This window comes from Streptomyces sp. AC627_RSS907 (assembly GCF_019049165.1).
On sequence record NZ_JAGMUE010000289.1, the window covers coordinates 1 to 19,094 of the forward strand.

18 protein-coding genes are annotated in these 19,094 nt (G+C 71.2%); 2 read left to right on the plus strand and 16 right to left on the minus strand.

The window, feature by feature from the left end:
- Positions 1-504: 504 nt before the first annotated feature.
- From KUM32_RS34085 to panD, 3 genes are read right to left on the minus strand one after another with little or no spacing between them, the layout of a single operon-like run.
- The gene (locus tag KUM32_RS34085) at positions 505-1,143 is read right to left on the minus strand and encodes an aspartate/glutamate racemase family protein (RefSeq protein WP_217145797.1); all 639 of its coding nucleotides are present in this window, start codon (positions 1,141-1,143) and stop codon (positions 505-507) included.
- 41 nt (positions 1,144-1,184) lie between these two features.
- Positions 1,185-1,529 carry a GNAT family N-acetyltransferase gene (locus tag KUM32_RS34090; RefSeq protein ID WP_217145798.1) on the minus strand — a complete coding sequence of 115 codons (345 nt, stop codon included), beginning with the start codon at positions 1,527-1,529 and terminating at the stop codon, positions 1,185-1,187.
- A gap of 40 nt (positions 1,530-1,569) precedes the next feature.
- Entirely contained in the window at positions 1,570-1,989 is a 420-nt protein-coding gene (panD, locus tag KUM32_RS34095) for an aspartate 1-decarboxylase (protein WP_217145799.1), read from the minus strand.
- Between the two features lie 367 nt (positions 1,990-2,356).
- Between panD and KUM32_RS34100 the strand changes: the two genes are divergently transcribed.
- Positions 2,357-2,884, plus strand: coding sequence for a hypothetical protein (locus KUM32_RS34100; protein WP_308408784.1), 528 nt, complete (start codon positions 2,357-2,359; stop codon positions 2,882-2,884).
- Here the strand turns inward: KUM32_RS34100 and KUM32_RS34105 are convergent.
- The 7 genes from KUM32_RS34105 to KUM32_RS34135 all read right to left on the minus strand — a co-directional run bounded on the left by KUM32_RS34105 (position 2,832) and on the right by KUM32_RS34135 (position 12,766).
- Positions 2,832-3,266, minus strand: coding sequence for a transposase (locus KUM32_RS34105; protein WP_308408785.1), 435 nt, complete (start codon positions 3,264-3,266; stop codon positions 2,832-2,834). The two genes, KUM32_RS34100 and KUM32_RS34105, sit on opposite strands and share 53 nt — an antisense overlap.
- A 606-nt stretch (positions 3,267-3,872) precedes the next feature.
- On the minus strand, positions 3,873-4,640 hold the full coding sequence (gene narI / locus KUM32_RS34110; protein ID WP_217145801.1) for a respiratory nitrate reductase subunit gamma: 768 nt from the start codon (positions 4,638-4,640) through the stop codon (positions 3,873-3,875).
- On the minus strand, positions 4,637-5,308 hold the full coding sequence (gene narJ / locus KUM32_RS34115; protein ID WP_217145802.1) for a nitrate reductase molybdenum cofactor assembly chaperone: 672 nt from the start codon (positions 5,306-5,308) through the stop codon (positions 4,637-4,639). The genes narI and narJ overlap by 4 nt, the downstream gene beginning before the upstream one ends.
- Positions 5,305-7,008 carry a nitrate reductase subunit beta gene (narH, locus tag KUM32_RS34120; RefSeq protein WP_217145803.1) on the minus strand — a complete coding sequence of 568 codons (1,704 nt, stop codon included), beginning with the start codon at positions 7,006-7,008 and terminating at the stop codon, positions 5,305-5,307. Before narH ends, narJ begins: the two co-directional genes overlap by 4 nt.
- Positions 7,008-10,694: a nitrate reductase subunit alpha gene (locus KUM32_RS34125; protein WP_217145964.1), complete on the minus strand. Its 3,687-nt coding sequence runs from the start codon at positions 10,692-10,694 to the stop codon at positions 7,008-7,010. Before KUM32_RS34125 ends, narH begins: the two co-directional genes overlap by 1 nt.
- Before the next feature lie 338 nt (positions 10,695-11,032).
- Entirely contained in the window at positions 11,033-11,506 is a 474-nt protein-coding gene (locus tag KUM32_RS34130; RefSeq protein WP_217145804.1) for a hemerythrin domain-containing protein, read from the minus strand.
- Positions 11,507-11,554: 48 nt separating this feature from the next.
- Positions 11,555-12,766 (minus strand): MFS transporter, encoded by a 1,212-nt coding sequence (locus KUM32_RS34135; protein WP_217145965.1) that lies wholly within the window; start codon positions 12,764-12,766, stop codon positions 11,555-11,557.
- 362 nt (positions 12,767-13,128) lie between these two features.
- Between KUM32_RS34135 and KUM32_RS34140 the strand changes: the two genes are divergently transcribed.
- Positions 13,129-13,551, plus strand: coding sequence for a pyridoxamine 5'-phosphate oxidase family protein (locus tag KUM32_RS34140; protein WP_217145805.1), 423 nt, complete (start codon positions 13,129-13,131; stop codon positions 13,549-13,551).
- A gap of 75 nt (positions 13,552-13,626) precedes the next feature.
- Here KUM32_RS34140 and KUM32_RS34145 read toward each other — a convergent pair whose 3' ends face one another.
- From KUM32_RS34145 to KUM32_RS44175, 6 genes are read right to left on the minus strand one after another with little or no spacing between them, the layout of a single operon-like run.
- Entirely contained in the window at positions 13,627-14,667 is a 1,041-nt protein-coding gene (locus tag KUM32_RS34145; RefSeq protein ID WP_217145806.1) for a nitroreductase family protein, read from the minus strand.
- A gap of 29 nt (positions 14,668-14,696) precedes the next feature.
- Positions 14,697-14,828, minus strand: a complete 132-nt coding sequence (locus KUM32_RS44785) for a hypothetical protein (RefSeq protein WP_302185211.1) — start codon at positions 14,826-14,828, stop codon at positions 14,697-14,699.
- Positions 14,828-15,142: a hypothetical protein gene (locus KUM32_RS34150; protein WP_217145807.1), complete on the minus strand. Its 315-nt coding sequence runs from the start codon at positions 15,140-15,142 to the stop codon at positions 14,828-14,830. The genes KUM32_RS44785 and KUM32_RS34150 overlap by 1 nt, the downstream gene beginning before the upstream one ends.
- Entirely contained in the window at positions 15,142-17,772 is a 2,631-nt protein-coding gene (locus KUM32_RS44170; protein ID WP_217145808.1) for a multicopper oxidase domain-containing protein, read from the minus strand. Before KUM32_RS44170 ends, KUM32_RS34150 begins: the two co-directional genes overlap by 1 nt.
- The gene (locus KUM32_RS34160) at positions 17,753-18,844 is read right to left on the minus strand and encodes a TIGR04053 family radical SAM/SPASM domain-containing protein (RefSeq protein WP_254406537.1); all 1,092 of its coding nucleotides are present in this window, start codon (positions 18,842-18,844) and stop codon (positions 17,753-17,755) included. The genes KUM32_RS44170 and KUM32_RS34160 overlap by 20 nt, the downstream gene beginning before the upstream one ends.
- Positions 18,845-19,027, minus strand: a complete 183-nt coding sequence (locus tag KUM32_RS44175; protein WP_254406538.1) for a hypothetical protein — start codon at positions 19,025-19,027, stop codon at positions 18,845-18,847.
- Positions 19,028-19,094 lie beyond the last annotated feature (67 nt).

Below are 19,094 nucleotides of genomic sequence, written 5' to 3' on the forward strand. Positions count from 1 at the left end.
GGACCCGGGTGCGGGGGTGGCGGCGTCGGGCCGGGACCCGGCGGCGGGGGCGTCGGTTCCGGGCCGGGGCCCGGCGGCGGGGGTGTGGGGGCCGGTCCGGGAGGCGGCTCCGGAGGCGGGACCGGGTCCGGACCGGGCGGGGGCCCCGGGGTCGGTCCCGGGGTGGGCCCGGGCGGTACGGGATCCGGATACGGGTTCGTCATGGCGGTGTCCTCCGGCCAGTCGGTCGACATCGGCTCTGGACTTGTCCCCCGCCTACCCGACGGCCGCCTCTCCAGTCACCCACCCGCATGAAGCTGGGGGCCCGGGTGGCCCAAGAGGTCCAGGAGCGCGAGGTGCCCGGGGCCACCGGGGCGGGAGGGGCGGGTGTGCTTCGCCGGATCGGCGGGCCGAGCGGGGCACACCGGGGCACGCGCCGCACGCCGGGCGGCCGAACGGCGGTCGCCGACCGCCGGCTCAGCCACCCGACACGCGCACCACACGCCTGAGGGCGAGCCGCACGCGCTACCCGAGGCGCGCCGCCTCCGCCCCGGCGGCCAGTCCCGCCGCAGGGCTGGCCAGCACCGGGACGGGGGCCTTCGTCAGCTCCCGGGCCGGCGCCATGGAGGCCTGGGCCAGGACGATCGCGTCGGCGTCACCGACGGCCTCGGCCGCTTCGGCCACCAGGCGCAGATAGCCCTCCACATCACCGGCCTCGAAAAGCGGCCAGGCTCCGTCGACCAGGCGGGTACGCACCTGCACGGGGCGTCCCGCGCGCCGGGCCTCCTCGCCGATCAGTGCCGCCGTCGGCGCGAGCGTGCTCTCCAGGGCGGCGAGGACGACGACGCGCGGACCGGCGGCCACCGCGGCGGCGGCCATCGGCCGGTCGACCCGCAGCACCGGCACCCCGACCCCGTCGGCAGCCGCCTCGGCGACACCGCCGATGGTCGAGCAGGTGCACAGGACGGCCCGCGCCCCGTCGGCGACGGCCTGCCGCAGCACGCCCCGGACGGCGTCCGTCACCGCCTCCGGCCCCGCCTGCCGCGCCCGTTCCAGCAGTTCGGCGTCGACGTGGTGCCGCAGCTCCAGACCGGGGTGCGCCTCGTCACGCAGGGCGTCGAAGACCGGGACGTGGACGGACGAGGTGTGCAACAACGCCAGCACGCGCGCCCCCCTTCTCCCTCTTCGTCTCCGCTCTCGCCTCGTCAGAACCGCCCGGGATGCGCCACGAGCCATTCCTTCGCCGCGCGCAGCAGCTCGGGATCGGCCGCGGGCGCCTGGTCCGGGTGACGCTCGGCCCACTTCACGACGTACGGACACAGAGGAGCGACGACGACGCCCTCGCGCCGGGCGACGGCGTACAGCTCGCTCGCCAGCGAGCCCGCGATGCCCTTGCCCTCGTGGGCCGGCTCGACGATGGTGTGCACGGGGACGAGGGCGCGCTCGGGAGCGTCCAGGACGAAGTACTCGATACGGCCGACGACCTCGCCGGCTCCGACCGCCTCCAGCCGCCCCGCCGTCCGGTCGTCACGGATCTCCAGGTCGCTCACGGCCACGCTCCTCGTCCACACGTCCACACGGATCAGTACGTCAGGCCGACACGGCCTGCGGGCTGCGTTCCTGGTCCGAGCCCGGTACCGGCTCGGACGGGTCGCCGCCCAGGGCGACGATACGGTTGTCGCCGTCCACATGCACAACACGCGGCTTCAGCGCCCGCGCCTCGGCGTCGGTGACCTGGGCGTAGCTGATGAGGATCACCAGGTCGCCGGGGTGGACGAGGTGAGCGGCGGCCCCGTTGATCCCGATCACACCGGAACCCCGCTCGCCCTCGATGACGTACGTCTCCAGCCGGGCACCGTTGGTGACGTCCACGATGTGCACGAGCTCACCGGGCAGCAGGTCGGCGGCGTCCAGCAGGTCGGCGTCGATGGTCACGGAGCCGACGTAGTGCAGGTCGGCCTGCGTGACGGTGGCGCGGTGGATCTTGGACTTGATCAAAGTTCGCAGCACTTTGGACTCCTAGAAGACGGCTCCCCGCCAACTTCCTGCAGGTCAGGGGCATCGTTCACTGTACACGGGCACGCGCCGAACTCGAAGATGTGGAGGAACATCGGTTGACTCTCACGACAAGGCTCTCTACCTGCACTTTCACGAGAGCCTGGCTGCCGTGACAGCGCTGATCTGGCATCTGTTCGGACAGCCGTTTCGGAATGTTCAGAGACTGATGCTGATCAGTTGCTGAGTTACCTGATGATGCATCAGAAGCCGTATCTCAACCGAACGTGATCGCTTGATTTTTGCTGGTCAGGCATGGTGCAGCTCCGTATGAGGGAGGGGTCCGGCGTCTTTTTTCCGCTCCATGAGCAAGGGGTGCGCGGTGGCGTCGGTTCTGGGAATGCTGGAGGAGCGGGAGACAGCGGCCCGGGTGCGGGTGGAGGGTCTGCGGGAGGAAGTCGCCCGGTTGGCTGCGGTGTTGGAGTCCGCCGAGATCGAGCTGGACCGGCGGGTGATCGCGCGGGAGGAGCTGGTCGAGGCCCTGGCCGTGTCCGCCCTCGAGACGACTGCCGTGACCGAGGCGGAGCAGGAAATCGTGCCCTCGCCCGCGCCGGTGCCGGGCTCGATCGTGCCGCCTTGGCGCGAAGGCTTGCCGGTGGCGGTGCCGGCGCCGGACTGTCAGCGGATCCTGGGCGTGCTCGATGAGCGGCAGCCGGCGGGCCAGGAACCGCTCAGGGCCAGGGAGATCGCGGCGGGACTGGGCCTTCAGACGACGTCGGCGAAGGTCGAGGGGGTGCGCTCGAAGGCCAGGTGCCTGGCGGAGCGCGGGTGGCTCGTGCAGGAGGCGTCGGGGGCCTTCAGCGCCGGCCGACGGCCTGTGGCCGTGCCAGGCGACGGCTCATCCGCGTGACCATCGACCACCGGACCATCGCCTCGTTGCTGGCCGGCAACGTCTCGTAGTCCCGGGCCAGTCGGCGTGAATGCATCAGCCACGCGAACGTGCGCTCTGCCACCCAGCGTCTGGGCAGCACCACGGATCCCGTCATGTCGTCGGTGCGCTTGACGATCTCCAAGGTCAGGGCGAGTTTGTCCCGGCACCAGTCGACGAGGCCGCCGGTGTAGCCGCCGTCGGCCCAGACCAGGGTGATGTCACGGTGCAGGCGGCGCAGCCGGGTCAGCAGGCCCGTCGCAGCATCCCGGTCGCCGATGTTCGCGGCGGTCACCGCGACGACCAGGAGCAGGCAGCGGGTCGTGGACGATCTCGACGACACCATCAGGACCGTGCGTGGCACGATCTACGCACTCCGCGAACGTGATCGTGCCGACGGCGGCAGCGGACTGCGCGGGAAACTGCTGGCCGAGACCGACCGGGCCGCCTCTGTCCTCGGCTTCGATCCCGCCCTCGGCATGACCGGCCTGCTGGAGACCGACGTCCCCGCCGGTCATGCCGAGCAGCTGCCGGCAGTGCTGCCCGAGACGCTCTCGAACGTCCCCCAGCATGCACACGCCACCGGCGTCGAGGTCACCGCAGAGACGGACGGCACTCGGCTCCACCTGCGCGTTGCCGCTGCGGCGGGGGCATGGACCCGGCCGTCCCCCGCCGCACGGCCTGGACAACCTCCGCCGGCACACCACCGACCTCGGCGGCAGCTTCACTCTCGCGCCGAACGAGCCCACCGGCACCATCGTGGAATGGACGGTGCTCCTCCCCACACGCCCGCGAGTCTGAATCCCATGGCGGAGTGGTCAGGGCGCTGACGAGGTCGTCTACGGAGTTGATGGGCTTGGGCGCCCTGTGGCCGCGGCTCCTCGGCCACTGGTGAGACCCGACCGGACCGGGGCCCGGCTCAGCAGCCGGGCCCCGGTCGTGACCTGGAGCAATCCGGTTCCTCTTCTCATCACCCCACACGTTCCCAGCCCCGGTGGGGTGCGCGGGCACCGAGCTGGACATCGCGGCTGCGGTAGACGATGTAGGGGCGAGTGAGGTAACCCAGCGGGGCCGTGAGCATGTGGACGAGCCGGGTGAAGGGCCAAGCGACGAAGAGCAGCAGGGCACTGATGGCGTGCAGCTGGAACAGGACCGGGGTGCCGGTCATCAGGTCCGGGTCGGGCTGGAAGTAGAAGATCGAGCGGAACCAGGGGGAGATGGTCTCCCGGTAGTTGTAGCCGCCGCCGACAATGTTCGCCGCCACGGTCGCGGCCAGGCCCAGCCCGATGGTCACCGTCAGGGAGAGGTACATCGCCTTGTCGTTGACGGTGGTGGCGGAGAAGACCGGGCCGACGGTGCGCCGCCGGTAGATCAGGATGGCCAGTCCGCCCAGGGTGCAGACGCCGGCGACGGTGCCGAGGACCACCGCGATGACGTGGTAGGTGTGCTCGCTGATGCCGGCCGCGTGGGTCCAGCTCTCCGGGATGACCAGACCGCCGATGTGGCCCAGCGCCACGACGAGGATGCCGAAGTGGAACAGCGGGCTGCCGATGCGCAGCAGGCGCCGTTCGTAGAGCTGGGAGGAGCGGGTGGTCCAGCCGAACTTGTCGTAGCGGTAGCGCCAGACGTGGCCGAGGACGAAGACCGCAAGAGAGACGTAGGGCAGGACGACCCACAGCAGGATGCCACCAGTGCCTGCCTCCGCTGCCAGGGTGAGGGGTTGCGCCGGCGCGGTCATCGGGGACCTCCTACGACGGGGTCGGGCAGGAACACGGGGGATGCGTACGGGTCGAGGCCGACCTGTTCCTCGGGCGGGCCCTGGGCGGCGAGGCGCATGACGGCTTCGCGGTCGTCGCCGGCGAGGGCGGGCAGGGTGGCGGAGACGGAGTCCAGCACGTGTGCCCAGGGCGAGCCGTCGTCGTTCAGGGCCAGGCGCAGCAGCTCGAGTCCGGCGCGGTGTTCGGTGAGCAGGCGTGCTCCGGTGGCCGGGTCGGTGGCGGCGAATTCGAGGACGACGGCGAGGTGGTCGGGCAGTTCGTCGTCGGCCAGGCGCCAGCCGGCCGCGGCGTAGGTCTGCTTCAGCCGCAGCAGGGCGACGCCACGCTTACGGGTGTCGCCGTGCGCGTAGTACGTCAGGTACGGGCAGCAGCGTTTGCGGTGGTCGAAGGTGGCGACGTAGGCGGTGGCCAAGCCGGCGGTGGCGATCTGCTCGGCGTGTGTGGTGAAGCGGAGCAAGGGACGTGCAACCGGTTCGGGCAGGGTGGCGGCAACCCGGCCAGCCAGGGTCAGACGCTGCTCGAACTGCTCGTCGGGGTAGGCGAGCATCAGGGACTGGGTCTGCCAGGCGTAGGGGTGCCAGGGGTTTGTGCGATCTGTGCGCGTGGTCTTCCTTTTGAGGGCTTTCATGGCTTCGGCTCGACCTCCCCGCTGCTGTTCCCGTCAGCGCTGCTGCCGCTGGATGGTTGGTCCGGGAACAGGCCCGGCGGGGAGCCCTTGCCGTCCCAGTTGAGGAGATTGACGCGGGTGGCCTTGTCGGTGGGGGCGGCCGGTGTGTCGGACGTCTGCCGGTCGCGCAGGGCGTGGAAGTTCTCGACCGCGATCGGGGCGGCACCGCCGGAGGTCTCGCCGAAGGGGCCGGAGCCTCCCATGCCGGGGCCGCCCTCGTAGTCGAGGCTGCACTCGGTGGCCAGCTCCTCCAGTTGGTGGGCCTGTTCGGCGTGGGCGGGCGGGATGACGTACCGCTCGTCGTACTTGGCCAGAGCGAGCAGCCGGTACATGTCGTACATCTGCTCCTCGCCCATGCCGACGGCCTCGGGGATGGAGGCGTCCGGCTCACGGCCGAGGTTGATGTCGCGCATGTAGGCGCGCATGGCGGCCAGGCGGCGCAGCACCGCGTCCACGGGTGCCGGGTCGCCGGCGGTGAGCAGCTGGGCGAGGTAGTCGACGGGGATGCGCAGGGCGTCGACGGCGGCGAACAGGTTGCGGTGGTCCTCGGCGTCCCGGCCGGTGTCCCGGACGGCGTCCACGACCGGCGAGAGCGGCGGGATGTACCAGACCATGGGCATGGTGCGGTACTCCGGGTGCAGCGGCAGCGCCGCCTTGAAGGTGTTGATCAGGGCGTGGATCGGGGAGCGCTGGGCGGCCTCGATCCAGTCCCGGGGAATGCCGGCCTTTTCTGCCTCCCGCACTACGGCGGGGTCATTCGGGTCGAGGAAGACCTGCCGCTGGGCCTCGTAGAGGCCAGTGTCGTCGGGGGTGGAGGCGGCTTCCAGCACCTTGTCGGCGTCGTAGAGGACGAGCCCGATGTAGCGCAGCCGGCCGACACAGGTCTCGGAGCAGACGGTGGGCAGGCCGACCTCGACGCGCGGGAAGCAAAAGGTGCACTTCTCGGCCTTACCGGTGCGGTGGTTGAAGTACACCTTCTTGTACGGGCAGCCGGTCACGCACATCCGCCAGCCGCGGCACTTGTCCTGGTCGACCAGGACGATGCCGTCCTCCTCGCGCTTGTAGATCGCGCCGGAGGGGCAGGAGGCCGCGCAGGACGGGTTGAGGCAGTGCTCGCAGATGCGCGGCAGGTAGAACATGAAGGTCTGCTCGAACTCGAACCTGATCTTCTCCGAGACCTCGTTGAGCAGGACGTCCTTCTCTCCGGTCGCCGCCGATCCGCCGAGGTGGTCGTCCCAGTTGGCCGACCAGGAGATCTTCATGTCCTTGCCGGTGATCAGGGACTTGGGGCGGGCGACCGGGGTGTGCTCCTGCAGCGGGGCGTTGGTCAGGGTCTCGTAGTCGTACGTCCAGGGCTCGTAGTAGTCGTCCAGGGACGGCAGGACGGGATTGGCGAAGATCGTGATCAGTTTCTTGAACCGGCCGCCGGCCTTGAGCGCGAGCCGGCCCTTCTTGTTGAGCTCCCAGCCGCCGCGCCACTGTTCCTGGTCCTCGTAGCGGCGCGGGTAACCCTGGCCGGGGCGGGTCTCCACGTTGTTGAACCACACGTACTCGACGCCGGTGCGGTTGGTCCACGCCTGCTTGCAGGTGACCGAACAGGTGTGGCAGCCGATGCACTTGTCGAGGTTCATCACCATCGCCATCTGGGCCATGACGCGCATCAGTACTCCACCTCCTGGTCGGTGCGGCGCCGGATGACGGTCACCTCGTCGCGCTGGTTGCCGGTCGGGCCGAGGTAGTTGAAGGCGTAGCTCAACTGCGCGTAGCCGCCGATGAGATGGCTGGGTTTGATCAGCAGCCGGGTCAGGGAGTTGTGGATGCCGCCGCGCCGGCCCGTGGTCTCGGTGCGGGGGACGTCGATGAGGCGGTCCTGGGCGTGGTACATGTACACGGTGCCCTCGGGCATGCGGTGCGAGACGATCGCGCGGGCGGCGACGACGCCGTTGCGGTTGACGGCCTCGATCCAGTCGTTGTCCCGCACGCCGATCTTCGCCGCGTCCCGCGTGCTCATCCAGACGGACGGGCCGCCCCGGGACAGGGACAGCATGAAGAGGTTGTCCTGGTACTCGGAGTGGATGGACCACTTGTTGTGCGGGGTCAGGTAGCGCACGGTCACGCCGAGTTCGCCCGTCTCGCCCAGGCGCGGCTCGCCGAAGAGCGCGTGCATGTTCAACGGCGGCCGGTACACGGGGAGTTGTTCGCCGAGGGCGGTCATCCAGTCGTGGTCGAGGTAGAAGTGCTGGCGGCCGGTGAGGGTGTGCCAGGGCTTGAGCCGCTCGACGTTCACAGTGAACGGGGAGTAACGGCGCCCGCCCGTCTCAGAGCCGGACCACTCAGGGCTGGTGATCACCGGGACCGGGGCGGCCTGAGTGTCGGCGAAGGTGATCTGCTTGCCCTCGTGCTCGGCGGCCAGATCGGCCAGCCGGGTGCCGGTGCGCGCCTCCACGGTGCGGAAGCCCTGGGTGGCCAGATGACCGTTGGTGGTGCCGGACAGCGCGAGGATCGCCTCGCAGGCGTGCACGTCCCGCGCGAGCAGCGGGCGGCCGTCCGCCACTCCCCCGCGCATGGTGCCGTTCTTGTGCCGCAGGTACTCCAGCTCACGCTCCAGCTTGAAGGTGACACCCTTGGTCGTGGCGCCCAGGCTGTCCAGCAGCGGACCGAGGGCACCCATCTTCTCGGCGACGGCACCGTAGTCACGCTCAACCGTGATCAGCTTGGGCATGGTCCGGCCGGGCACGGGTTCGCACTCCTCCGCCTTCCAGTCACGGACCCGGCCGTGCGGGTTGGCCAGCTCGTCCGGGGTGTCGTGCAGCAGCGGCGCGGCGACCACGTCCTTGCGCACGCCGAGGTGGTCGGCGGCCTGACGGCTGAACTCCTCGGCGAGGGTGTGGAAGATGTCGAAGTCGGTACGGGTCTGCCAGGGCGGGGCGATCGCCGGGTTGAAGGAGTGCACGAAGGGGTGCATGTCCGTGCTGGACAGGTCGTACTTCTCGTACCAGGTGGCGGCGGGCAGCACGATGTCGGAGTAGACGGTGGTGCTGGTCATGCGGAAGTCGAGGGTGAGCAGCAGGTCGAGCTTGCCCTCGGGTGCCTCCTCCCGCCACACCACGTCACGCGGCCGGGCATCCGGTGGCGCCTCCGTCGCCCGGACCGCGTGGTCGGTGCCCAGCAGGTGTTTGAGGAAGTACTCGTTGCCCTTGGCCGAGGAGCCCAGCAGATTGGCCCTCCACACGGTCAGCACGCGCGGGAAGTTCTCGGGCGCGTCCGGATCCTCGCCCGAGAATCCCAGCCGACCCGCCTTGAGTTCCTCCACCACGTGCTCCCCCACCCCGCGCCCTGCCGCCTCCGCCTCATCGGCTAGATCAAGGGGGTTGCGGTCGAAGGTCGGGTACGACGGCATCCAGCCCATCCGCGCCGACTGCGCGATCACGTCCGCCGTGGTCTTCCCGGCGAACGGTCCTCCGCCGGAGCCCGCCGCGGCGAGGGTGTCCGCGGAGAACGGGTCGTAGCGGAACTGGTCGCCGTGCAGGTACCAGTAGGCGGTCTGGATCATCTGCCGGGCCGGCCGGTTCCAGTCGGCGGCGGTCGCGATCGCCGAGTAGCCGGTGAGGGGGCGGACCTTCTCCTGGCCGACGTAGTGCGCCCAGCCGCCGCCGTTGACGCCCTGGCAGCCGGTCAGGGTGGTCAGGGTCAGGAAGGCGCGGTAGATGGTGTCGGAGTGGAACCAGTGGTTCGTCCCCGCGCCCATGATGATCATCGAACGGCCGCCGGACTCCTCGGCGTTGGCGGCGAACTCCCGGGCGATCCGGGCCGCCTTCCCCGCGTCCACGCCCGTGATTTCGGCCTGCCAGGCGGGGGTGTACGGCTGAGTGGCGTCGTCGTACGAGGTGGGCCACTCCCCCGGCAGACCGTCGCGGGCCACACCGTACTGGGCCAGCAGCAGGTCGTAGACCGTGGTCACCAGGCGTCCGCCGACCCTGCGTACCGGCACGCCGCGCCGCAGCCGGTCGGCGCTGCCGTCGGAGGCATCGAAGCGGGGCAGTTCGACCGCGACCGGTACCTCGTCGCCGTCCTCGGCGGACAGCAGGGGCCGGGTGTCACCGAGGTCCAGGTTCCACTTCCCGGCTCCCGATTCACCGTAACGGTCGCCGAGCGTTCCGTTCGGCACCACCGGTTGCCCGGTGGCCGCGTCCAGCAGCACGGTCCGGAACTCCGCGTGCTCGGCCGCGGCAGCCTCGCCGCCGAGGTCGGCGGCAGTGAGGAACTTGCCGGGCGTGTACGTGCCCGGCTCGCCCTCCGCCTCGTCGAGGGTGACCAGGAACGGCAGGTCCGTGTACCGCTTGACGTAGTCGGTGAAGTACGGGGTCTCCCGGTCGGCGAAGAACTCCTTGAGGACGACGTGCCCCATGGCCATCGCCAGCGCGCCGTCCGTGCCGGGCTGCGCGGGCAGCCACTCGTCGGCGAACTTCACGTTGTCCGCGTAGTCCGGCGACACGGCGACGACCTTCTGGCCCCGGTAGCGGGCCTCGGCCATCCAGTGGGCGTCCGGGGTGCGGGTCACCGGCAGGTTGGAGCCCCACATGATCAGGTACCCGGCGTCCCACCAGTCCCCGGACTCCGGTACGTCGGTCTGGTCGCCGAACACCTGCGGCGAGGCGACGGGCAGGTCCGCGTACCAGTCGTAGAAGGAGAGCATCACCCCGCCGAGCAGGGAGTAGAAGCGGGCCCCGGCGGCGTGGGAAACCATCGACATGGCGGGGATCGGGGAGAACCCGGCCAGCCGGTCCGGGCCGTGCTCCTTGATGGTGTGAACGTGCGCGGCGGCGGCCATCTCCGCCGCCTCGGCCCAGGTCGCCCGCACCAGACCGCCCTTGCCGCGGGCCCGCTTGTAGCGGCGGGAGCGCTCGGGGTCGGAGACGATGTCCGCCCAGGCCGCCACCGGATCGCCGAGCCGAGCCCTGGCCTCGCGGTACATCTCCAGCAGCACACCGCGTACGTAGGGGTAGCGCACGCGGGTGGGCGAGTACGTGTACCAGGAGAAGGCCGCCCCCCGGGGGCAGCCGCGCGGCTCGTACTCGGGGCTGTCCGGGCCGACGGACGGGTAGTCCGTCTGCTGGGCCTCCCAGGTGATGATGCCGTCCTTGACGTACACCTTCCACGAGCAGGAACCGGTGCAGTTCACACCGTGGGTGGAGCGCACCACCTTGTCGTGCGACCAGCGGTCCCGGTAGAACTCGTCCGCCTGGCGCCCGCCCTTGCGGTGCAGCGAACGCAGATCCCCGGAGACCTCGGCTCTGGTGAAGTAGCGGCGGCTGCGCACCAACGCCTCCGCCAGCTCGCCGTCCATGCCCACCCGGGTCCGCGCCGCGCCGGTCTCCGTGCTCACCGTGCCACTCCACTCCGGGCATGCCTTCCCGTTCGATTCGTGATCGGTTACGCCGCACACGACTCTACGACCGCATTCCCCCGAAAGGTCAACAGCCACACCACAACTAGGCAAAACGGTTCTGTGGAGATCGTCTGCGCACCGAAGCGGTTCCCCGGGCCCGCAGGGTTACGCCGAGAAGTGCCGAACGAACCGGGCAGTCCGGCCGGCCGGTGCGGTACAGGGGCGGCCCACCGCCGGATCTGTCTGGCGGTGGGCCATGAGCACCTGCGGCTGCTCGCCGCCGAGGGAGCGAGCGGTCAGGCACCCGGCCGGGACAGGGCGCTGCCCGCCTCTGCGCGCGCTTTCTCCACCGCTTCCCAGTCCTCGGTGCCGAGGATGGCGAGCGCGGCCGGGAAGACGCCGTCCTGCTCCTTGAGGATGTGCTCGCGCAGCAGGTCGAGGGTGTCGATCAGACGGTCCGGCCAGCCCGGGTCGGTCAGGAACGGTCCGTCCGCCTCGGCCAGAACCGACTCGATGCGGCGGTGCTCGGCCTCCAGCCGGGCGATCTGCTCCGGAAACTCCGCGGCCATCGCGGGGAACAAACCGTGTTCCTCCACCTGGGTGTGCGGGCCCAGCACGGAGGTGATCTCGCGCGCGAGCTCGGCCATACGGGCGATCGCTCCGTCGCGCCGGGCATCACGTACGCGGCTGATGAGCGTCACCACCCGCTCGTGCTCCTGAGTCAGCTCGTCGATGGTCTCCAGCGCCTGGCAGCCGCAGTACTCGCACACCGGTGATCCTCCTTGTTCCTTCGGTCCGTCGTTGTCAGCCGCGTGTTCTCACACGGTGGTGTGCGCGGTGCGGTGCCGACGCCCACGGCCGGCCCGCGAAGCCCTGTCGCCGCCTTGGACGGCGGCGCGGACGCCGGTGAGGGTGTAGGCCAGCGCCGCCGCAGCCACGATCGCGAGCAGTGCGAGACCGGCCGCGTACGTTCCGTACTCCCCGTACAGCGAGCCCATCACCAGCGGCGGGAGGAAGCCGCCGAGACCGCCTGCGGCGCCGACCACGCCGGTGACCGAGCCGACCTTGTTCGCCGGAGTCAGGAGGGCCACCAGGGCGAAGGTCGCCCCGCTGCCCGCACCGAGCGCGGCGGCCATGGCCAGGAAGGCGGTCGTGCCCACCGGGGCCAGGCCGGGGGTGAAGGACTGCGCGACCGCTCCGGCGACGACCACGGCCAGGGATCCGGCGAGGACCCGGACCGGTCCCATGCGGTCCGACAGCCAGCCTCCGACCGGACGCATCGCCACCGCGAGGAGGACGAAGCCGGCCATGCGGTTGGCGGCGTCGGCCTGGGTCAGGCCGTATCCGGTCTTGAGGTAGGTGGGCAGGTAGACGGAGAAGGCGACGTAGCCGCCGAAGGCGACCGCGTACAGCGCGGATGCCTGCCAGGTGATGCCGAGGCGGGCGGTGGCGGCCAGCCGGCGTCCCAGCGGCTCGGTCGGCACGCCGCGGCCGGGGGCGTCGCGCAGCAGCAGCGCGGCGGCCACGGCGTAGACGGCGAGCACCGCGGCGGTGATCAGGAACGGAGTCGACATGCTGCCCGCGTCGACGAGCTTCACGGTGGTCAGGGCGCTGATCGCGGTGCCGCCCATGCCGGCGCCGAACACGCCGATCGCCAGACCCCGCCGCTCGGGTGGGAACCAGGCGCTGACCAAGGGCACGCCGACGGCGAAGGCGGTGCCGCCGATACCGAGGAAGAACCCTCCGACCAGCAGCGCGGCGAGGGAGGAGTGGCCGGCCAGGCCGAGGTAGAGCACCGGCATGATGGTGACGGCCGACACGATCGGGAACATCACCCGCCCACCGAACCGGTCGGTCAGGGCGCCCACCGGGATCCGGCCCAGGGAGCCGACCACCACGGGCACCGCCACCAGGAGCGACTGCTCGAACGACGACAGGTCGAGGCTGTCCTTGAACCGCGGGCCCAGGGGGCTCAGCAGCGCCCACGCCCAGAAGTTCACGGCGAACCCGATCGTGGCCAGGGTCAGCATCAGCCACGCCTGGCGGGATACCGGAGCACCTGACGGTGAGCTGTCACCCTTCGACTTCAACGGCTGGACCATGTTGTCCGTCCCTTTCGTATGCATGGTGGTACGGCACCACCGGGATCGCATGCGCACGGCAGGCCACTTGCCTGCCCCACGGCGTCCCGCAACCACTGTCCGTATCCGGGCTCACCAGCGGCATGGGCCATTCAGGCCCTGTGGGGGGGCCGGACAGACCCCGGGTTCGGAGCCATCCGTCCCTCTCACGGCCCCGTGTACCCGAGAGCGCCGCGTGCAGCCGCTGTCGCACGGTGGGGTAGGGCCGGTCGGCCCTACCCCACCCGTCGCCGACGGGGGACGATGGACCGATGTCCCAGACAGACGGCTTTCGCGCACTCGACCGGCAGGAGTGCCTGCGCCTGCTGGCCAAGGTGCCGGTCGGCCGCGTGGTGTACACCCGGCAGGCACTGCCCGCGGTCCTCCCCATCAACTTCTCGCTGGACACGGACGCCTCCGTCCTGCTGTGCACCTCGCCGACCTCGGACCTCGTACGCGCCATCGACGGCGTCGTGGTCGCCTTCGAAGCGGACGAGTTCGATGCGGCGACCCGGTCCGGCTGGAGCGTCGTCGTCACCGGACGGGCCACCGTGGTGACCGACCCCGCCGAGCACGAGCACCTGACGCAGAGCGGCCCCAGCTCCTGGATGCCCTTGCGGGAGTCGGTGTTCGTACGGATCGAGTCCGAGATGGTCACCGGACGCGAACTCAGGGGAGCGCCCGGCCCACAATGAGGCACAGCGAGTAGCCGCTGCGGGATCTTGACACCTCGAACACGGGCAAGCCGCCCGACGGTGCAGGCAGTCGCCTCAGGCCGACGGCGCGGCGTCACTACGCCGGCCCGAGAACTCGCCCTCCGACTCCAGCCCATCAGGTACGACGTTCGTGGACGCGCGGGGCGTACGCGCGCCGTCCGGGCCGTAACCGAACCGGATCAGCATGTGGGGGTAACACCGCTTGTGGCGCGGCAGAGCCATCGCACCTCGTAGGTCGGGCCATTCCATGGCCTGGTGCAGGAGCGAGGTGCGCAGCCCGTGGGCCGTCGCCGTGAGCAGGACGTACTGCAAAGCCTGGCCCGCCCGCAGCCAGTCCTCGCGTCGGTCGTGGGGCGTCCACAGCAGGGCCAGCTGAACGTGGCGTTCGAACCACAGGGCGGGCAGGCGCGGACCGGGCAGCGCGCCGATGAAGTCCCGCATCGGCATCCGTCGGGCCGCGTCGGGCGGGCCGAGGGCGGTGGCGGGGATGCCGTAGGGGGTGTCTGCTCCCGGGGCGGTGAGCCAGGTGCGGGTTTCGGCGGTGCGGGCCGGGTGGGCGTGGTTACGGGCCTCGGCTCGGGCGGTCAGGTGCAGAAGGTGCCGTGTGCCGGCGATGTCCGGCACGTGCAGGCGTGCGCCTGCGGCGTGCGCGGCGGACGCCATCTCCGCCACGATCGGCTCGGGCACCGGGCGGCCGGTGAAGGGCATCCAGGTGGTGTGCCGCCGCGCGATGGCCTCATGGAGACCAGGGTCCGGCTGCTGATCGTCGGAGCCGAGTGGGTCGGACAGTCGTACGGTGGCCAGCAGTCCTGGTTCGTACGGGTCCGGCAGCAGTCTCACCTCCGGCCGCCGGCCCTGGTGGACGGCGGCCGGCCGGAGGTTGAAGATCGCGGCTCCCACGGACAGGTACTGGGCGCGGTGCGTCGGGTCGGTCAGGGGCAGGGTGCGCTCGGGCGCCGAATGGACCTCCAGTACCTGGCTGCCGGGGTCCAGGCGAAAGCGCCAGGGCTGCGTGTTGTGGATCGACGGGGCTGCCACGGCCGCCGCCAGGAGCGACTCCACGGTGGCGGTGTCCAGCCGGGCTCGGGTGCGCATGATGCCGCCTCTTTCTCTTCGGCCTCAGATCAGGTGGAGGGCAGGGCGGTGGCCAGCAGGACGACGCCGAGCGAGCCGACGAGGGAGGCGACCGCCAGGATCCGGGCACGTTCGGCGCGGCCCTTGGCATGGGCGATACCGTGTCCGGCCGCGGCGAGCATCACCAGGAGAACAGGGCGAGTTTGGCCGCGAGGGTACGTCCGTAACCGGGTTCGGCGAGTGATGCCCAGGTGACTCCCCTGTGCCAGGCCAGGGCCCAGCCCGTCGCCAGCTGGGCCGGCAGGAACACCGCACCGGTCAGCATTCCGAACCGGCGGCCGGCCGCGGCCGTGAAGCGGTCCTTGGCCTCCGGGTCGAGCAGATGCCGGGCCAGCGGCAGGATCACCAGGGACAGGGCCAGTTGGCCACCGACCCACAGGGCGGCACCGGCCACGTGCACGAATCGCACCAGGGACCACAGGCCGACGGTGTCCATCAGTTGCTCACCTCGACGGTCCCGTGTGCGCCGGCTTCGGCGTGGCGCATGTCGTGGTCGACGAACGCGTAGTGGCCGGCCTCGGGGAACGTCGTCTCGACGAAGCCGCCCTGTGCCGTGGCCAGGTCCAGTACCTGCGAGCCGCCGGGCTGATCGGGCTCGAGCAGGTAGGCGCCCTCCTTGTACACGGTGTCGAAGAAGGTGCCGACGATGTGGAAGGCGATGCCGTCGGACGGCCCGGCGGCGACGACCCAGAAGCGGGCCCGCTCACCGGCCTTCATCTTCAGGGGCCGCTGGGCGTACTGGGAGGCGATGCCGTTGAACGCCCATGCGTCCGGGGTGCCGTTGGTCATCTTCGCCACCTGGGCGGTGCTGCCCGGCGTGCCGAGGTAGAGCTCGGAGGAGACCAGCACGTACTCGTGGTCGACCTTGGCCAGGCCGGGCGGGTCGATGACGACAGCGCCGTACATGCCGTTGCCGATGTGCTGGAGCATGGGTGCGGTGCTGCAGTGGTACAGCCATGCCCCGGCCTTCTCGGCGCGGAAACGGTAGACGAGGCGCTCGCCGGGCTGGATGGTGCGCATGGGCTTGTCGGGGGCGAGAGAGCCGGCGTGGAAGTCGATGCCGTGGCCCATGCCTTCGTCGTCGTTGACGAGGGTGATCTCGAAGACGTCGCCCACCTTGCCGTGGAGGGTGGGGCCGGGTGCGGAACCACCGAAGGTCCACATCTGCTGCTTCACTCCTGGGGCCACTTCGACCGTGCTGTGCGCGGCGTGCAGTTCGACCTTGTGGACCGTCCCGCCGGGCGCGGGCGCCAGGTTGGCCCGGCGTGGCCGCCAGCCCGCGGAGAAGTCGGCGGACAGGTCCAGGCCGCCCGCGGTGGAGGTCGCGGAATGGCCGTCGTGCCCGCTCGCGTGGCTGGTGTCGCCTGACGTGCCGGTGTCGCCGGTGACGACGATGTCCATGGTCATCCCGGCCGCCTTGTGGCCGGGCAGGGTGCACCACGCCTCGCGGCTCTTGGTGACCCGCCCGAGGTCGAGGGTGCGGGTGTCGCCCTCGGCGAGCATCGGGGTGGCGGGACCGTCCTCGACCTTGAGGTCGTGGCGCTGGGCGTCGGTGTTGGTGACTTCCAACCGCACGGAGGTACCCGCGGCGACCTCGATCCGGGCCGGGCGGATCCGCATGTCGGCCAGGGTGACGGCGACCGTGCGGGTGGCCCCTGCGCCCGCGCCCGCCGTCCCGGCGCCGCTCGCCCGGCTGCTCGTGTCCCCTCCGCTGTTGGCCACGAGCACGGCCAGCACCGTGACCACGGCGCCTGCGGCGGTACCCCACAGGACGGGCCGCCGCGAGACGCTGGTCCGGTTCTCACGGTGGAGGAGGCCCCGTCCGCTGTGCACCAGCACGCGCACCACCAGGGCGAGGAAAGCCACTCCGGCCGCCCCGGCCAGCAGTGTCCCCGCCGAGCCGGCGAAGCCGGGCAGCGGCAACGCAAGCAGGGCGACACCCAGGTTGAGCGCCACCAGTCGCGGCACCCAGCCCCGTTCCAACACGGCCCGCAGCGCGGCCCGTTCCCTGGGGCCGCTGGCGAGCACGACGGGCAGCAGATAGGTGAGCGCACCGATGAGGACCTGCGCGACAAGCCCGACGAGCAGTACCGGGACCAGTGGCCCGAAGTCGTCCCGCACGTCGGCGAGCGGCCGTACGGCCAGCAGCACCAGGTCGACCACCACGCCAACGAACAACCATCCCAGAGCCGCGGCCAGCATCCATGCGGCGGCCAACGAGACCGCCGACCGCCGGCGCAGCGTACGGGCGAACAGCTGCGCCGCGACCGCGATGCCAGCCGCGTAGAGGGCGACACCCAGTACGGCGTCCGCGCGGCGGCCGGCCGACAGTCCGGCGACGGCTGTCAGCAGGCCGCCCCCGGTCAGCACCAGTACCCAGCGTGCCAGCCGGGTCGTGCGCTCGGCCATGCGTACGCCCAGCACGGTCGGCCAGAGCATGAACAGCGTGCCCAGCACCGGCAGGCCGATCCAGCCGAGGAGGGTGGCATGTACGTGGGCCAGCTTCAGGCCGGTGTAGTGCTGCGGGCCTGCCTTGCCGGTGGCCAGCAGCCAGCCGAGTACCGCGCCGATGATCAGTGCCGCCGCGGCGGCCCGGTAGTAGTCGGCAATCGGGGCGAGCCGTCCGCCCAGCGCGCCGCGGCCCATGCGGACGAGGACGACCAGGTGCGCGCCGACCGCGGTGATCAGCAGCACACAGCCGACTCCGGTGACAACGGGCCGGTCGGTCCACATGCCGGTGAGGACGCCCACGGCGCCGGCGTTGACGCCGGCCAGCCGGGTGGTGCTCCAGCGCCGGTCGGGCAGCCGGGCGTGGAGCATGGCCACGGCGAAGTGCTCGCTCCACACCACGATGGCGGTGGTGGCGGCACCGACCAGGAAGAGGTGGATGGCCAGCCAGCGTGCCGCGGGAAGCGACTGCTGGGCACTCGCCGCCAGCAGCGCGAGCACGGCCCAGGCCGCGACCAGGACGTGGGCGGTCAGATGCCGGCTGCGCAGTGCGGACGCCTTGAATCTGCTGGGCGGGCGGCCGGCACCCGCGGCCGGGTCATCGCTCTTGCTGTACACGGTGCTCCTTGCCGCCCGGGGCGGCGGTCGGACGGGGACGAACAGGCACTTCCGATTCGCCGACGGCCGCCAACAGCGCGGCCAGTTCCCGCTGGTACGGGAAGGATCGAGGCCGGTAGCCGCACCACGGCTCCTCGGCGTAGGGATCGCCGGTGACGCCGTAGGCGCGGGAACGTGAGCCGCCGCAGACCCGGCGGAACTCACACGCCCCGCACCGGCCGCCCAGCCGGTCGGCGTCCCGCAGGCCGGTGAACAGCTCCGAGGTGCGGTAGATCTCGGTCAGGGGTGTCTCGCGCACGCTTCCCGCGCCCAGCGGCAGAAACCCGCTGGGGTGCACGGTGCCGGTGTGCGAGACGAAGACGAAGCCGCGGCCCGCGTTGACGTCCAGGGGCGGGCGCCGTACCCGGCGCGCTCCTGCGTCCAGGCCCAACTCGGCTATCCGCTTGCGCAGTTCCTGGTAGAGAGGGCCGCGCCGCAGTACCGCGACGGGGTCGTCGCCGGCGGCGGCGAGGATCTGGCGTTGGAGGGAGACACGGCGGAAGTGGTGGGCCTCGGTGGTCTTGGCGGGCACCGTCAGGCCCACGTCGTGGACAAAGTTGAGCACGTCCTCCACCTCGCCGGGGGTCAGTGCGCCAAGGCTGCGGCCGCGTCCGGTGGGCACCAGGAAGAAGGCGCTCCACAGCATCGCGCCGTGCTCCGCGACGAGGCGGACGATGTCCGGCAGGTCGTGCAGATTGTGCCGGGCGACCGTGGTGTTGATCTGTACCTTCATGCCGAGGGCGCGGGCGGCGTCCCAGGCGTCCAGGGTCCAGCGGAAGACGCCGGGTACGCCGCGGAAGCCGTCGTGCAGTTCGGCGGTGGAGCCGTCCAGACTGAGCGAGAGGCCGACTGCGCCGGCCGCGTGCAACTCCCGCAGCCGCTGCTCGGTGAGCGTCGGCGTGCCGGACGGGGAGACGGCGACCCGGACTCCGATCTCCTGACCGTATGCGACGAGGTCCGTCAGGTCGGGGCGCTGGAACGGGTCGCCGCCGGTGATCACGAAGAGGGGGGCGGGCTGTCCGAAGGCGGCCATCTAGCGGAGCAGGTCCCTGGCCGCGGCGGTGTCCAGCTCCCGCGGGTCCCGGTCGGGCACGGCCTCGGCCCGGCAGTGCAGGCAGGCCAGCGGGCAGGCCCGGGTGGATTCCCAGATGACGATGAACGGCCGTTCCCCCGCGTCGTGCCGTTGGCGGCGGATGACGTGGGCGGGGGCGGTCATCGCACGGCCCTTCCCAGTACCCTGCTGCTGTGTCCGGCCGCCCTGGAGTCGGGGCAGACGAGGCGGG